Source organism: Lysobacter sp. cf310, from assembly GCF_900114355.1.
Classification (GTDB): Bacteria; Pseudomonadota; Gammaproteobacteria; order Xanthomonadales; family Xanthomonadaceae; genus Lysobacter.
On sequence record NZ_FOSS01000001.1, the window covers coordinates 645,386 to 660,830 of the forward strand.

Consider the following 15,445-nt stretch of genomic DNA (forward strand, 5'->3'; position numbering starts at 1 on the left):
GTGGAGGCGAACGTGGCCGCGCGCGAGCGGAGCCGATGGTTCTGGCGCGCTTGCAAGGCGATGGCTAGGCGAGGCCGCCGGGAACGCTGAGGTCGCGATCCGCGGTCGGCGTGCGGGTCTAGCGGTGCGCGCCTACGGCATCGGTCGAACGCCAAGGTCAGGGTGATCTGCAACCGGCGAGCATCGGGCGTCGCCCTGCTCCGCCGCCCGGCGCGGCCCGTAGAACTTTTCGGGGCCCCAAATAAAAAACTCTCCCCCCGCCTGGGCTGCGGGGAGAGAGCGGGATTACGGCTATCGGGGCTTTATTAGATCAGCGGAGCCGGGGTTGCCGGCAGGGCCGTCGCGGCCGGCTTGCGAGCCGACTTCTTCGAGGCCTTCTTCGCTTTCTTGGCAGGCTTCTTGGCAGCCTTCTTAGCAGCCTTCTTGGCAGCCTTCTTAGCAGGCTTCTTGGCTACCTTCTTAGCGGCCTTCTTGGTCGCCTTCTTGGCGGCCTTCTTAGCCGGCTTCTTGGCTACCTTCTTCGCAGCCTTCTTGGCGGCCTTCTTAGCCGGCTTCTTGGCTACCTTCTTAGCGGCCTTCTTGGCCGGCTTCTTGGCGACCTTCTTGGCAGCCTTCTTAGCGGGCTTCTTGGCTACCTTCTTCGCAGCCTTCTTGGCGGCCGGCTTCTTGGCGACCTTCTTCGCAGCCTTCTTGGCGGCGGGTTTCTTCTTCGCAGCTTTCTTCGTGGCCATGTGATGGCTCCTCGTCAGTGGTTGATCAGCGATTGATCAGGGGTATTGCCGGTTTTAAAGCCCAGTTGAACCAGAGCCGCGGGAGTCGGACCCGCGAGCAGCCGCCGACGCGCGAAGCGTGCCGGTACGGATTCTTCGACGCGATCCCCGGGGGCGGGAACGCGTCCGGCCGCGTACGGCGGCCAAACAAAAACCCGATCCGCGCAGGGCGAACCGGGTCGTATGGGGTGCGACGCCGACGGGGCCGAGAAGAACGATTGCGTTTTCGCGAGGGAAACGAATCCTGCGTCCACCGTTTTGACTGTCCGGGCGGAGGTTCGTTTTTTGCTGCGCGTTGTCGCGTTCGTTGTACTCACTCTCTTCCGCAGGAAACGTCTGCTGGGCGAAACCTAATCACGCTTTTTCGCACTGTCAACAACTCCGGCAAAATTTTTTCCGGGCCGGCCTCCGCCGCCCCCGCCGGAAATCGTCGTCGGCGACGACGCGAACGCAAGACGATTGCGCGCATCGCAACGCATCGAATTTTTCCCGACACGCTGAAAGCTATATTTGGCGCGGCTTTCAGCGCATCGAAAATTTTTTATCGCGCGCACGCATCGCATCGCGCGCGTCGCGGCGAAGCGCGCGCGAGCGCGTTCCGAGCGCCCGTTCGCGCCCGTCGGCGGCGCTGCCGAAAGGCGCCGGGTTTCGCGCCGCACAAGCCGATTTGCGCAAAAGTGCGCGAACTTTTTCCGCCGCCGCGGACGCCGACCGCGACCGCCGCGACGTCGCGAGCGGCGGCGTCGACGCGCTCGCGCGAGCGCGCCGTCGGCGCATGCACGCACCGCGCGCGGCGCGCCGATCGCCCCCGCGCGCGCCATCGCGCGGCTCGCCCGCGGGCGCCGCCGAGGTTGGCGACGCATGCGCGCGAGCGCTGAAAACAAGATGTTTTTCGATCGCACGCCGGAGCCTCGCGCGGCCCCGACGCCGGCGCCGGCCGCCGACGCGGCGGATGCGCGACCCGATCGCGGCGGCGCCGACGCGCCCTCGCCGGCCATCGCGCGACCGACGCGGACGGTCGCGCGGCGCGTCGGTGTGCCGGACCGGCATCGACCGGCCGCACGCGGACGCGCGGCCGTCGAGCCGGCGCGAGCGCGTTGAGCGCGTGAGGAGCGGGTGAAGCGGCCGATCGCGGCGATCGCGCGGGTCGCGACGCGGTTCGGCGAACGTGCGCGAACCTGCCGCGCGGCCGACGGCGATGCCCGCCGAGGCGGGCGTGCGCCGGCGCGCACATCGGGGTGCGAAGGCCGGCATCGCGGCCGCGGTCGCCTGACCGCGGCCGCGTCGCGCGCCTACGAACGCGGGTATCGCCGCCATCGCGACGCGCGCGCAAGCCTCGGCAGACGCGGCCCACGCAGCTGCGCCGCGGGTGCGCGGGCGGCGCGCTGCAGGCGCGGGATGACGCGGTGCGCGCCACGTCGGCTGCGCGGGAGGCGCGCCACCGCCGCCTCGGCCCGGGGCCGCGCGCGCGTTCGCGCCGCGCCGGAAACGCGAACGGCCGCACAGGGCGGCCGTTGCGCGGGCCGGATCCGCGAAGCGGTCCGGCCGTGCCAGGGTCGCGGACCGCGAGGGTCCGGCGACGCCGACTACTTAGTGATCGTCGTCTTCGAGCAGCTCGGCGTAGTCGTCCGGCGCCAGCAGCTCGTTGAGCTGATCCGGCTCCTCGACCTCGACGGTGAAGATCCAGCCTTCGCCGTAGGCGTCTTCGTTGATCGTCTCCGGCTTGTCGGCCAGGGCGGTGTTGACCGCGGTGACGGTGCCGCTGATCGGCGCGTAGACGTCGGAGGCGGCCTTCACCGACTCGACCACGGCGCAGGCGGTGCCGGCCTCGACGCGATCGCCGATGTTCGGCAGTTCGACGTAGACCAGGTCGCCGAGCAGGCCTTGGGCATGGTCGGAGATGCCGACCGTGACCTTGCCGTCGCCTTCGACGCGGGCCCACTCGTGGGATTTCATGAACTTCAGATCGCCGGGGATTTCACTCATGGCTGGCCTCGAACTCTGCGGGGGCGGCTGGGGAATTGCGCCTAGTTTAGCGGCGCGGACGCAACATGCGAGAGGGTGCGGACACAGCGGTCACGCTACCCGGAATGGCGCGCGGCCGCTGAGCAGGGCCTGACGCAGATCGTCGATACGGTCCTGGCCCCAGAACGGCTCGCCGTCGAGCACGTAGCCGGGCAGACCGGGCAGGTCGGCGGCGATCGCGTCGTCGGTGTTGCGCTGGTAGGCGGCGACGGTGTCGGCGCCGTCGGCGGCGGCGAGCACCGAGGCCGCGTCGAAACCGTGACGGGCTAGCAATTCCGTCAGCACCGCCGGATCGGCGATGTCGGCCTCGTGCGCCCACAGCGCGCGGAACGCGGCGTCCATGTACGCGGCCGGGTCGGCGCCGGCGGCGACCAGCGCGATCGCGCAGCGGTCGGCCAGGCCCGGATCCAGGGGAAAGTGCTTGGGCGCCAGGTTCAGCGGCAGGCCGCGGCGTTCGCGCCAGCGCTGCAGTTCGACCAGGCGGTAGCGCTGGCGCGCGGGCGCGCGCTGGCCCAGGGGCAGACCGCCGTTGGCCTTGAACAGCTCGAAGATCCGCAACGGCCGATAGACCACCTCGGCGCCGGCCTCGCGCGCCGCGTCCAGGAACGCGGCGTGGCCCAGGTAGGCGTAAGGCGAGATCAGACTGAAGTAGTAGTCGATGCGCGCGGCCATGCTCGTGCTCAGCCCAGCACGCCGTCCTGAGGCTGGCCGTCGCGCACGAACGGGAACTTGACCACGCGCACCGGCACTTCCTTGCCGCGGATGTCCACGCGCACCTGGCCCGGCTCGCCGGCCGGCACGCGCGCGAACGCGATCGATTTGTTCAGGGTGGGCGAGAAGGTGCCCGAGAGGATCTCGCCGTCGCCGTTGGCGGTCAGCACCTTCTGGCCATGGCGCAGCACGCCCTTCTCGTCCATCACCAGGCCGATCATCTGGCGCGGGGCGCCGGCGGCCTTCTGCTGTTCCAGCGCGGCGCGGCCGATGAAGTCGCGGCCCTCGTCCAGCGCCACCGTCCAAGCCAGCGCGGCCTCGTAGGGCGACACGCCGTCGTCCATGTCCTGGCCGTAGAGATTCATGCCCGCTTCCAGGCGCAGGGTGTCGCGCGCGCCCAGGCCGGCGGCCTTCACGCCCGCGGCCAGCAGCGCGTCCCACAGCGCGACCGCGGCGGTTTCCGGCACCACCACCTCGAAGCCGTCTTCGCCGGTGTAGCCGGTGCGCGCGACGAACAGCGCGGTGCCGTCCAGGGTCTGGGCCTCGCCGGCGACGAACTTGCCGAGCTTGCCGATGCGCGCGCGATCTTCCTCGCGCAGCAGGCCGATCACCTTGTCGCGCGCGCTCGGGCCCTGCACCGCGATCATCGCGTAGTCCGGGCGCTCGGTGACCTGCACGTCGAAGGCGCGCGCCTGCTCGCCGATCCAGGCCAGGTCCTTCTCGCGGGTGGCGGCGTTGACCACCAGACGGAAGAAGTCCTCGGCCAGGAAGTACACGATCAGATCGTCGATCACGCCGCCCTGCGGATTGAGCATGCAGGTGTAGAGCGCCTTGCCCGACTTCTGCAGCTTGTCGACCGAGTTGGCGACCAGGTGACGCAGGAAATCGCGGGTGCGCGCGCCGCGCAGATCGACCACGGTCATGTGGCTGACGTCGAACATGCCGGCGTCGCGACGGACCTGGTGGTGCTCCTCGATCTGCGAGCCGTAGCTGATCGGCATGTCCCAGCCGCCGAAGTCGACCATCTTGGCGCCGAGTGCGCGGTGGGCGTCGTTGAGGATGGTCTTCTGGGTCATGAGCGGCGGGGCCTGGGCGGTGGGGAGCCCGGGATTATCCCATGGAGAACCACTGCGATGCGCCCTGGGCGACGGTACGCCGGCGCATGGATGCGGGCCTACGCCAGCGCCAGCGACGCGAGCGCGGGTCGCGATGCGCGTTGCGGTTGTCGTCGCAGATGGAATCCGATCGCGGCTCACGCCGCTCCCACAGGAAGCAGGCCGCGGAAGCAGGTTGCAGGAAGCAGGCTGGGCGACGGGCGCCTACTCGGCGCCGAAGCCTTCGTTGTAGCAGCGCACGCTGGCCGGCGGCACGTCGACGAACTTGCCGCTGTCGCGGTCCAGGCGCACCGCCCAGCGCCGCGCCTCGAACATCTCCTGCGCGGCGGCGTCGGCCACCGCGGTATCGACGATCGCGATCAGGCCCGGATCGTCGACGCCGTCGCGCTGGCAGGTCGCCACCGAGACGTACTCGCCGCGCTTGAGCTTGGGATAGGGCACCACATCGGTGATCTTCCAGCGCGGCTCGTTGCCTTCGCGGCCGGCGAACTCGCCGGCGTAGAACTTCAGCGAACGGTCCTCGGCGTCGTCGAGGGTGCCGATCGAACGCGCGCAGATCTGCTCGGGCGCGCTGCCCGAGCCCACGCAACTGCCGGTGTTGGATTTCAGCCCGTCCGGATACGGCGGCACCACGCGGCCGATCCAGGTCGTTGCCGGCGCCGCCACGGGCGCCTGCGTCGTCGTCGCCACCGGCGGGCCGGCCCAAGCCGGGCACGCCAGCGCCCAGGCCGCGCACGCGGCCAGGCCTATGCCGATCCATTGGGCTTCATGCCGCTTCATCGCATCCCCTTCCGCGCACATGCGCGGACCCGCCCTATTCGACCGCCTCGACCCGCAGGCTCATGCCCTCGCTGGCGACCACGCGCACGCTGGCGCCGGCCGGCAGTTCGGGACCGATCACTTCCCAGTACGCGTCGGCGATCTGGACCCGGCCGCGGCCCTGCACGATCGCGCGGTCCAGCGCGACCACGCGCCCGACCAGTTGCTCGCCGCGACGGTTCAGCGCCGGCTGGTCGCTGCTGCGCTCGCGGCCGCGGAACCAGACGCGGTAGATCTGGATCGACAGGAAGCTCAACACCACGAACGCCGCCACTTGCGCCAGCACCGGCATGCCGGGAAACACCAGCACGCCCACGAACACCGCGGCCGCCGCGAAGCCCAGCCAGAGCATGAACGCCCCCGGCGCCAGCGCTTCGGCCGCGAACAACAGCAGGGCCACCGCGGCCCAGGTCACGATCTGCCAGTCCAGACGCATCGCTCAGCCTCCCGTGCGCGTCGGCACCGGCGGCACGGCCGCGCGTCCGCCCTGACGCTCCAGCGCTTCCTTGGCCAGCTCGGCGATACCGCCCAGCGAGCCGATCACGCCGGCCGACTCCATCGGCATCATCACGAACTTCGCGTTCGGCGCCTCGGCCAGCGACTTGAAGGCCTCGATGTACTTCTGCGCCACGAAGTAATTGATCGCCTGCACGTTGCCCTGGGCGATCGCGTTGGACACCATCTCGGTCGCCTTGGCCTCGGCCTCGGCCAGACGCTCGCGCGCCTCGGCCTCGCGGTAGGCGGCCTCGCGCTTGCCCTCGGCCTCCAGGATCGCGGCCTGCTTGTCGCCCTCGGCGCGCAGGATCTCGGACTGGCGATGGCCCTCGGCCTCCAGGATGTTGGCGCGCTTCTCGCGCTCGGCCTTCATCTGGCGCGCCATCGAATCGACCAGGTCGCGCGGCGGCTGGATGTCCTTGAGCTCGATGCGGTTGACCTTCAGGCCCCAGGGATGGGTGGCCTGATCCACCGCCACCAGCACCTTGGCGTTGATCTCGTCGCGGCGCGACAGCGATTCGTCCAGGTCCATCGAACCGATCGAGGTACGGATGTTGGTCATGACCAGGTTCAGGGTCGCGACCTCGAGCTGGGCGACCTCGTAGGCCGCCTTGGCCGCGTCCAGCACCTGGAAGTAGACGACGCCGTCGACCTTGACCACGGCGTTGTCCTTGGTGATGACGTCCTGCGACGGCACATCCAGGACCTGCTCCATCATGTTGATCTTGCGACCGACGCCGTAGACCACGGGAATCAGGAAATGCAGCCCCGGGGTCATGGTGTGGGTGTACTTGCCGAAGCGCTCGACGGTCCATTCGTAGCCCTGCGGCACCATGCGCACGGTCTTGAACAGAATGATCACGCCGGCCACCAGCAGCACGATGATCAGAATCGGTCCTCCCATGGCGTCCCCTCCCTTAAGTAGATAGGCGGAGTATAGGCGTCAGCCAGCGGCTGCGACGGTTTGCCGCCCGGCCGCATCCAGACCGGTAATGACAGCCCGACCCATGCCAGCCACGTCCAGCTTCGCGATCGATGTGCCCGATGCCCTGCTCGCCCGTGCGCGCGCCGGCGAGCGGGCCGCGTTCGAGCAGATCTACCGCTGGTTCGAGCGCCCGGTCTACACCCTGGCGCTGCGGATCCTGGGCGGCAGCGGCGGCGATCGCGAGGAGGCTTCGGAAGTGCTGCAGGACACCATGCTCAAGGTGCTGGGACGAATCCAGGACTTCCGCGGCCAGGGCGGCGGCGGCGACAGCCCGTTCTGGGGCTGGTTGCGCCAGATCGCGATCAACGAAGCCCTGATGCGCCTGCGCAGCCAACGCCGCCACGAACATGCCCTGGTGCTGGAAGACGACCGCCTCGCCGACGAGCATGCGCCGCCGCCCCCGGCCGCCGCCGACGCCGCCGCGCTCGCGCGCGCCCTGGCGCAGCTGCCGGCGGCGACCCGCAGCGTGCTCTGGCTGTACCACGCCGAGGGCTATACCCACGACGAGATCGCGGCGCTGATGCAACGCACGCCCAGCTTCTCCAAATCCCAGCTCGCGCGCGGCGGACGCCGCCTGCGCGAACTGCTGGAACCCACCAAGGAGGCCTCCCATGCCTGACGCCAGTTCCCGTCACGGCCCGCCCCCGCCGCCGCAGGACTGGGCCGGCGCGTTCGCCGCGCTGCCCGCCGAGACGCCGCCCGCGGACGGCTGGTCGCGCCTGTCCGCCGCCCTGGACGCACGCGGCGGCGCGACCGCCGCGCCGCGCGTGCCACGCCGCACGCGCCGGCATTGGCCGCGCTGGGCCGTCGCGGCCGCGCTGGTCGGTCTGGCCGTCGCGCTGCCGATCATGCGCAAAGGCGAGGCCGAACGACCGGTGCAGGACGCCGCGCGCATGGCCGCCACGACCACGCCCGCCGCAGCCACGGCGAGCGCGCCGCGCACGCATGCGCCCGTCGCGACCGCGCCGGAACAGCGCGACCTGCCTGCCGCTACCACCGCACCCGCCGGCACCGCCATCGTCGGCGCCGACCCGATCCGCAACGAGGCCGCGCCGCCACGCAAGCTCGCTTCCGCCCATCGCCCGCGCGGCAAGGCCGCACGCCGCGACACGGCGCCCGCGCCTGTGACCGCGCTGGCCACGACCGACGCCGCGGCCGTCGCCGATGCCGCGCTCGCCACGCACGCCGACGATGCCGCCGCGATCGCGCGCTGGCAGTCCGAGTCGGCGCAACTGGAAGCGCTGGTGGCGCTGGCGCGCGACGAGCGTGTCGGCAGCGCCGGCGTGACCCTGATGAGCGCCGATCTCGACAGCCAGATCGGCGTGATCGACGCCGCCCTGCGCCAGGACGCGCTGCCGCTCGCGCAACGCGCCTCGCTGTGGGAGCAACGCGTGCAGACGCTGCGCGACCTGGCCGGCGTCGAGAGCACCCAACGCTGGCTCGCCGTGCACGGCGAGCGCTACGACGACGCGCTGGTGCGCGTCGACTGAACCCTTCGTCTCGTCCATTTCATCCAGAGGTCCGTATGACATCCCGCCGCCTCCGCATCACCGCGCTCGCGTTCGCGATCGCAGCGACCGTCGCCTCGGTGGCGATCGCCCAGGACGCCCAGGTGCGCACGCGCACCGTGGTGGTCGACAACGCCGACGCCAAGACCGACGCCGAACTCAAGGCCGCCATGGACGAGTTGCGCCAGGCCCAGCGCCGGGTCGCCGAACTGGCGCGCGCGCGCGGCGAAAGCGCGCGCGGCCAGGCCGAGCTCGCGCGCGAAAGCGCCGGCCTGGCGCGCCTGTCCGCGCTCGATGCGCAGCGCCAGATGGTGATCCGCCAGACCGAACGCCGGCCGCTGCTGGGCGTGATCCTGAACGCCGATCCCGCGGCCGGCGCACGCATCGTCGCGGTCACGCCCGACAGCGCGGCGGCCAAGGCCGGCCTGCGCAGCGGCGACCGCATCGTCAGCGTCAACGGCGCCGCCGTGCGCGGCAGCGACGGCGAAACCCGCCTGGCCGCGACCCGCTCCGCGCTCGACGATCTGGACGTGAAAACGCCGGTGGCGATCGACTACGAGCGCGACGGCCGCAAGGCCACCGTCAAGATCACGCCACGACTGGGCGAGCACGTAATGGTGTTCGACGGTCCCATGCCGATAGCGGACAGCGACGCCGTCATGCGCCGCTTCCGGATCGACGCCGAGAACGCCGACCCGAACGCCTCGAACGCGGCGATGGCCAGCATCCGTCAACACGTCCAGGCGGATCTGGCTCGGCTGCGTTCGCCCGCCTGCCAAGGCCGCCATGACGAGAACTGCCAATTGCCGACCCTGGTCGAGGCGTTCCGCTGGAACGGACTCAATCTGGCCTCGGTGGAGAACGGCCTGGGCCGCTACTTCGGCACCGACCGCGGCGTGCTGGTGCTCAGCACCGGCGCCGATCTGGCCGGCCTGGAACCGGGCGACGTGATCCGCAGCGTCGAAGGCGTGGCGGTGAACACGCCGCGCGAGGCGATGGAGGCCTTGCGCGCGCGTCCGGACGGCAGCGAAGTCTCGGTCGCCTATCTGCGCGACCGCAAGGAAGCCAGCACGCGGGTCAAGGTGCCGCGCACCGTGCGCCTGTTGCTGCCGACGCCGCCGGCACCGCCCGCACCGCCCGCGCCGCCGGTTCCGCCGCCGGCTCCACCGAAGCCGCCCGCTGCGCCGGCTGCGCCCGTATCGCGCATGACGCCTGCATCGCGCGTGACGCCCGTCTCTCGCGTCACCCCGGTCTCTCGCGTATCGCCCGTGACGGCGCCGGCGGTCGACGCGCCGCCGCCGCCGGCCCCTCCGCCGCCTCCGCCGCCGCCCCCGGTTCCGCCGACGCCGCCGGTTCTGGTCTGAGCCGATCGCGCATACGCAAACGGCGTCCCTCGGGACGCCGTTCGTTTATGGCCCGGGACGGCGACCTAGCGACCCCGTTCGGACTCCAACAGCCCGATGCGCGCGCCGACCTCAGCGCTGTTCCGGCGGCGCCGCTTCCACCCACTTGGCGAACACCGCGTCGATCTGCTCGTCGGTGACGGCTTTGCCCTCTTCCAGGCCGCCGGCCTGCTCGAACAGCGGAATGATCATCGCCATGCCGTCGATCTTGGTCTTCAGATGCACGCCCGGCGCCTTGCCCAGAAAGCCGTCCCAACGCTGGCGCACCTTGGCCCAATAGCCGCGGGTCGCGTCCCAGTAGCGGTAGGCCGGCTTGAAGTCCACGTCCTTGGTCTTCTGGTAATCGTTGAAACCGAACTCGCGCGCCAGTTCGACCTGGCTGCCGTCGGGCTTGCGCAGCACCTTGGTGTTGAACTGCTCGTGGGTCCAGCCGCCGGGGGTCAGGGTGTGGCGGTTGATCGCGGCCACCGCGTTGTAATCGCTGCGCTTGGTGTACTCGCGGCGCGGCAAAGGGCGCCAGCTCAGGTCGCTGGTCCAGGTGGCCACGCCGTTGCGGTATTCCCAGCGGCCGGTGCCGCAGTAGCGCGGCGCGTCGCTGACCTCGAACACGCACTGGGTCCAGGCGCCGCGATTGAGCTCGGCCGGAATCGCGCGCACCTGCCAGGTCTGGTCGGCGCTGAACTCGAAGCGCGTGGGCGCTTCGTAGGTCCAGTCCTGACGCCAATGCTTGGTGACATGGCCGCTCTTTTCGTCGACCAGGATGTGCTGCAGAACGATCCTGGTCGGGCTGTCCTCGACCACGATCACCGTCTCGTTGCCGCCGCTGCGCATGGCCGGCGCACGCTCGTAGCCCGGCTGCAGCAGCACGGTTTCGTCGAAGGCGAAATCGACGATGTACTCGCCCTGCATGGCCAGAATCGAGGCGCGGTCGCGCGCGGTGTCGGCCGCGGCGGGCGCGGCGGCGAAGGCTGGCGTTGCCGCGCAGGCGAGCGTCAGGCAGGCGGCTGGCAGTCGGAACTTCATGGATGGGTTCTCGTCGATGGGCATGGAGGGAAGGAAAGAGGGAAAGCGCCGCCGCTCAATGCGACGCGAGCGCTTGTGGCTTCAAGGCCTCGGAGGCGGCGCGGCGCGCCATGCAGCAGCAGGTGTCCGGCCCGGTCCGCAGCCTCGCGCCCTCGGCGGCGGCGATGCGGCGCGCGTGCTCCAGGCCCAGCGCCGAAGGCTCGGCGGCGTCGGCGACCAGGATGCGGCGGCCGGCTTCGTCGCGGGCCAGTTGCAGGCGCAGGGTCTGCGCACTCCAGCCGCCGCCTAGCCAGCCTCGCAGGGCGCGCGCGAGGCGGCCCCGACTGCGCTCGGCGTCGGCCGCGGGCAAGCCGGCGACCGCGAGATCCCAGGCCAGGAAATCGCTGTCGGGCAGCAGGTGCAGACGCCAGCACGCGCGTCCGCGCGCATCGCGAAACACGATGGCTTCGCGTGCCGCCGCAACGCCCTCGCCGATGCAGCGCTGCGCGCTCACGCTGGCCAGCCAGCCGGCCAGCGCGTCGCGCTGACGGCGCGGGTACAGGCACAGCACCGTCGCGACCGCGGCCAGCCGCTCGGGCGCGGGCAATGCGCCCGCGTCCGTGCTCCCCGCCGTTGGCGATCGCGCGGCGCGCATGCGCTTACCAGTTCACCGCCAGGCTCACGCCCAGGTTGCGGCCGGAGGCGCTGTAACGGTCGATGGTGGTGCTGGTCGAGGCCAGGGTGCTGGGCAGATCGCCGCCGTCCCAGTATTTCTTGTCGCCCAGATTGAACACGCCGACGTTGATCCGGGCGCCCGGCGCGAAGCTGAAGTGCGCGAGCAGGTCGAGCACGCCGTAGCCGGGTGCGGCGAACAGGCCGGCCTGCGGCAGGTCGCTCTTGCGGCGCGCGAAACGCCCGGCGAGTTCGACGCCCCAATCGTCGCGGTCGTAGGCCAGGCCCAGCGAGCCGCGCAGCGGATCGATCGACGACAGCGCCGCGCCGGTACCGCGGTCCTCGCCCTTGGACCAGGCCGCGGCGCCGCGCAGCGACCAGCCGGCCAACGCGGGCGAGAACGCGCCGAAATCGACGCCGCCGCGCAGCTCGACGCCGCGGATCTCGGCCTCGGCCACGTTCTGCGACTGGAACACCATCAGGCCCTGGGCGTTGTTGCCGATGTAGCGCTGCGATTCGATGAAGTCGTCGTAGCGGTTGTAGTAGGCCGAGGCCTCGACGTAGACCGCCTCGCCCGAATAGCGCAGGCCCAGTTCGACGCCGTTGCTGGTCTCGGGCTTGAGATCGGGATTGGGGATGGCGGTGTAGCCGAACTGCAGATTGGTGAAGCCCAGGTTGACGTCGTTGTAGGGCGGCGCGCGGAAGCCGTGCTGGTAGCCGCCGAACAGCGACCAGTCTTCGGCGAAATGCCAGACCGCGCCCAGCTTCGGCGACACCGCGGTCTCCTTGAGCTGGCTCACCGCCACACCCGGGTTGTCGCCGACGAAGATCGGATCCAGTTCGGGCTTGAGTTCGTAACGGTCCACGCGCAGCGCCGGCACCAGGCGGAACGCGCCGTCGGCGAAGCTGATTTCGTCCTGCACGAACAGGGCCGCCACGGTGGTTTCGCTGATCGGGAAATCGCGCACCGGGAACACGTCCGGCGAGATGGTCTTGGTGACCACGCCGGTGGTGAGATTGGTGGACTGGCCGTCGCGCTTCTGGCGGGTGTCGGTGCGGCTGTATTCGAAACCGTAGGTCAGCGTGTGCGCGACCGAACCGGTGACGAAATCCTTGTGCAGCGTGGCCTCGGCGCCGAGCGTGCGCTGATCGAAGTTGAACTCGCGTTCGCGCCGGGTCGGGCTGGTCGGACGGCCGCCGATCAGGGTCACGCGCTCCTCGGTGGTGCGCTGGGTGGTCTCGCTGTCCTGGCGGTAGATCTGCCACTGCAGCGAGTCGGCGAACGCGGCGTCCAGCGCATCGATCTCGTGCGCGAACGACACCCGCGCGCGGGTCTGACGATCGTCGCCCAGCAGCGACAAGGTGCGCACGGTCGGCGCGCCCGGCGCGGTCAGGGCATTGCCGCGCGAGCTCAGCACGTCGGTATCGGTCTGATCCTCGTTGCCTTCCACGGTCAGCTTGAAGCGCTGGTTCTGGCTGGGCGCGAACACCAGCTTGGCCAGCAGGCTGCGGCCGTCGCTGTCCTGCGGGTTGGCGGCGGTGCGGGTGGAATCCTCGCTACGGCGCGTGCCCATGCTTTCGGTTTCCTTGCCCTGACGGTGGCCGACCGCGACCAGGCCCGACCAGCGCTCGCCGCCGAAGGCCGCGGTGGCGCCGCCGAACAGGCCGCTGTTTTCGCCCTGATAGCCCAGCTTGAAACCGAAGTAGCTGTCCTTGCCGTCCAGCAGATAGTCGGACGGGTCCTTGGTCACGAACGAGACCACGCCGCCCAGCGCGTCGGAACCGTACAGGGCGCTGCTCGGGCCGCGCACCACTTCCACCCGCTTGAGGGTGTCGAGGTCGACGAAGTTGCGGTTGGCGTTGGAGAAGCTGCCGATGTTGAAGCTGTCGGACACCGAGATGCCGTCGGTCTCCACGCGCACGCGGTTGCCGCCGAGGCCGCGGATGCGGATGTCGCCGATGCCGAAGCGGCCGATCACGTTGCTCACGCTGATGCCGGGCTCGTAGCGGAACAGGTCCTTGAGATCGCGCACGATTTCCTCGTCCATGCGTTCGCGGTCGATCGCGGTGACCACCGCCGGCACGTCCTGCGCCTCGCGCTCGGTGCGCGTGGCGGTGACCACGATGCGTTCGAGCTCGCGCGCGCCGGCGCCGGCGCCGTCGGGCGATTCGGCGCCGGTCTCGGCGGACGCGGCCGACGCGGTGGCCGGCAGGGCCAGCATCAGGGCCAGCGCGAGCGTGCTGGGAACGAAGGGGATGCGGACGGAACGGCGCAGGCCGGCGGTGCGTTGGGCGCGATGCATGAAGTCAGGCTCGAGTGGTGGTGTCGGAGGCTGGCTGGCATGCCGTGCGGCGTTGCTGGCGACCTGGAGAGAGAGAGAGTTCGGTGCGCCGTCCCTGGCGCGGAATCCGATCGATTCGCCGCATGGCCGCGCCGCAACCGGCATGGCATCGCCGCACCGCCTCCCATCCTTGGGAACGCGGCGCGGCCATGCCGTAACGGTGTTGCGGGCGACGGCTCTTACTTGGTGAGGATCAGCTTGTCGTTGCGGGTATGACGCAGGCGGTAGACCTCGCCGCCGTGGCGGATCAGGACTTCGCGCGCGCCGCGCAGGAGCGCGCCGCTTTCGACCAGCATCGCGTTGGCCGCCGAGACCGCGGGGGCGGCTGCGACGGCGGCGGCGGCGACCACCGGGGGGAGGGAGCGATCAGTACGAGGTTTGAGCTGCAACACCGGCTGGCGCAGGGACATGGCAGGTGACTCGATCGGGATTCGAGTTTGATGATAATGATTCTCATTTGCCAGTCAACACCTGTTTACACCGCCGGTCGGGGCGTAAGCAGGCGGCACCCCGCCGCCGGGGCGCCGGATCGGCCCGAACGGGCTCAGGCGGTGGCTTTCTCGACCCGGTCCCAGTCCTGCTCGGAATAGCGGTCGACCAGCTCCAGCGCCTGCAGGTTCTGTTGCAGTTGCTCGGGCCGGGTCGCGCCCAGGATCACGCTGGACACGTGCGGATTGCGCAGGCACCAGGCGATCGCCAGCGGCGCCGGCTCCGCACCCAGCTCGCGCGCGACCGCGGTGTAGGCGCGCGCGCGCTCGATCCGGCGCTGTTCGGGACTGAGCACGCTGCGCTGCAGCCAGCGGTAGTCCTCGTGGTTGAGGCGCGAATCCTCGGGCACGCCGTCGTTGTACTTGCCGGTCAGCAGGCCCGAAGCCAACGGCGACCAGATCGTGGTGCCCAGCCCAAGCTCGGCGTAGAGCGAGGCGTATTCCAGCTCGACGCGCTCGCGATGGAACAGGTTGTACTGCGGCTGCTCCATGGTCGGCGCATGCAGATGCTGCTGGCGCGCGATCTTATGGGCCTCGCGGATCTGCGCGGCCGACCATTCCGAGGTGCCCCAATACAGCACCTTGCCCTGGCGGATCAGCGTGTCCATCGCCCACACGGTTTCCTCGATCGGCACGTCCGGATCGGGGCGATGGCAGTAATAAAGGTCCAGATGATCCACGCGCAGACGCCGCAGCGCGCCGTGGCAGGCCTCGGTCACGTGCTTGCGCGACAAGCCCTTCTGGGTCGGCAGCGGATCCGCGGCCGAGCCGAACATCACCTTGCTGGACACGCAATAGCCGTCGCGCGGCAGGCGCAGGTCGGCGATCACGTCGCCCATCACCCGCTCGGCTTCGCCGTTGGCGTAGCCCTCGGCGTTGTCGAAGAAGTTGACGCCGTGGTCCCAGGCGGTGGCGATCAGCTCGCGCGCCGGGCCGCGCCCGATCTGGGTGCCGAAGGTGACCCAGGCGCCGAAGGACAGCGCCGACAGTTGCAGACCGGAGGAACCCAGGCGGCGGTATTGCATGACGTGCTCCGATGACGACCTATCAGGGGCGCATGCTAACCGGGCGGGCGTTAGGGCCGTAACTAGAGAAGAGGCGTAACGAGCA

General features: G+C 70.4%; 16 protein-coding genes. 3 read left to right on the forward strand and 13 right to left on the reverse strand.

What is annotated here, in order from left to right; all coding sequences use genetic code 11:
• Positions 1-305: 305 nt before the first annotated feature.
• From BMZ45_RS02835 to BMZ45_RS02865, 8 genes are all read right to left on the reverse strand, one after another.
• On the reverse strand, positions 306-731 hold the full coding sequence (locus BMZ45_RS02835; RefSeq protein ID WP_082576505.1) for a histone: 426 nt from the start codon (positions 729-731) through the stop codon (positions 306-308).
• 561 nt (positions 732-1,292) lie between these two features.
• Entirely contained in the window at positions 1,293-2,024 is a 732-nt protein-coding gene (locus BMZ45_RS21050; RefSeq protein ID WP_139215369.1) for a hypothetical protein, read from the reverse strand.
• A gap of 336 nt (positions 2,025-2,360) precedes the next feature.
• Positions 2,361-2,756 carry a glycine cleavage system protein GcvH gene (gene gcvH / locus BMZ45_RS02840; RefSeq protein ID WP_091632172.1) on the reverse strand — a complete coding sequence of 132 codons (396 nt, stop codon included), beginning with the start codon at positions 2,754-2,756 and terminating at the stop codon, positions 2,361-2,363.
• A gap of 90 nt (positions 2,757-2,846) precedes the next feature.
• A complete protein-coding gene (locus BMZ45_RS02845) occupies positions 2,847-3,467 on the reverse strand; it encodes a 2-hydroxychromene-2-carboxylate isomerase (protein ID WP_091632174.1) in 621 nt (206 codons plus the stop codon).
• 8 nt (positions 3,468-3,475) lie between these two features.
• Positions 3,476-4,582 carry a glycine cleavage system aminomethyltransferase GcvT gene (gcvT, locus tag BMZ45_RS02850; RefSeq protein WP_091632177.1) on the reverse strand — a complete coding sequence of 369 codons (1,107 nt, stop codon included), beginning with the start codon at positions 4,580-4,582 and terminating at the stop codon, positions 3,476-3,478.
• A gap of 243 nt (positions 4,583-4,825) precedes the next feature.
• Positions 4,826-5,401: a hypothetical protein gene (locus BMZ45_RS02855; RefSeq protein WP_091632180.1), complete on the reverse strand. Its 576-nt coding sequence runs from the start codon at positions 5,399-5,401 to the stop codon at positions 4,826-4,828.
• Positions 5,402-5,435: 34 nt separating this feature from the next.
• Positions 5,436-5,870, reverse strand: a complete 435-nt coding sequence (locus tag BMZ45_RS02860) for an NfeD family protein (protein WP_091633999.1) — start codon at positions 5,868-5,870, stop codon at positions 5,436-5,438.
• A gap of 9 nt (positions 5,871-5,879) precedes the next feature.
• Positions 5,880-6,839 (reverse strand): SPFH domain-containing protein, encoded by a 960-nt coding sequence (locus tag BMZ45_RS02865; RefSeq protein WP_091632183.1) that lies wholly within the window; start codon positions 6,837-6,839, stop codon positions 5,880-5,882.
• 103 nt (positions 6,840-6,942) lie between these two features.
• Here BMZ45_RS02865 and BMZ45_RS02870 point away from each other — a divergent pair, with 103 nt between their 5' ends.
• From BMZ45_RS02870 to BMZ45_RS02880, 3 genes are read left to right on the forward strand one after another with little or no spacing between them, the layout of a single operon-like run.
• Positions 6,943-7,539, forward strand: coding sequence for an RNA polymerase sigma factor (locus BMZ45_RS02870; protein WP_254776513.1), 597 nt, complete (start codon positions 6,943-6,945; stop codon positions 7,537-7,539).
• Positions 7,532-8,410, forward strand: a complete 879-nt coding sequence (locus BMZ45_RS02875) for a hypothetical protein (protein WP_091632189.1) — start codon at positions 7,532-7,534, stop codon at positions 8,408-8,410. Before BMZ45_RS02870 ends, BMZ45_RS02875 begins: the two co-directional genes overlap by 8 nt.
• Before the next feature lie 35 nt (positions 8,411-8,445).
• Complete coding sequence (locus BMZ45_RS02880; RefSeq protein ID WP_091632191.1) at positions 8,446-9,792, forward strand: PDZ domain-containing protein; 1,347 nt, start codon at positions 8,446-8,448, stop codon at positions 9,790-9,792.
• A 111-nt stretch (positions 9,793-9,903) separates the two neighbouring features.
• Here the strand turns inward: BMZ45_RS02880 and BMZ45_RS02885 are convergent, their stop codons facing one another.
• The 5 genes from BMZ45_RS02885 to BMZ45_RS02905 all read right to left on the reverse strand — a co-directional run bounded on the left by BMZ45_RS02885 (position 9,904) and on the right by BMZ45_RS02905 (position 15,360).
• Positions 9,904-10,854, reverse strand: a complete 951-nt coding sequence (locus tag BMZ45_RS02885; RefSeq protein ID WP_175488895.1) for a DUF6607 family protein — start codon at positions 10,852-10,854, stop codon at positions 9,904-9,906.
• A 55-nt stretch (positions 10,855-10,909) separates the two neighbouring features.
• Complete coding sequence (locus BMZ45_RS02890) at positions 10,910-11,440, reverse strand: hypothetical protein (protein WP_091632194.1); 531 nt, start codon at positions 11,438-11,440, stop codon at positions 10,910-10,912.
• A 52-nt stretch (positions 11,441-11,492) separates the two neighbouring features.
• Entirely contained in the window at positions 11,493-13,727 is a 2,235-nt protein-coding gene (locus BMZ45_RS02895) for a TonB-dependent hemoglobin/transferrin/lactoferrin family receptor (RefSeq protein WP_091634005.1), read from the reverse strand.
• Between the two features lie 299 nt (positions 13,728-14,026).
• Positions 14,027-14,257 (reverse strand): hemin uptake protein HemP, encoded by a 231-nt coding sequence (locus BMZ45_RS02900; RefSeq protein WP_091632197.1) that lies wholly within the window; start codon positions 14,255-14,257, stop codon positions 14,027-14,029.
• Positions 14,258-14,391: 134 nt separating this feature from the next.
• On the reverse strand, positions 14,392-15,360 hold the full coding sequence (locus BMZ45_RS02905; protein ID WP_091632199.1) for a potassium channel beta subunit family protein: 969 nt from the start codon (positions 15,358-15,360) through the stop codon (positions 14,392-14,394).
• Between the last annotated feature and the right edge of the window lie 85 nt (positions 15,361-15,445).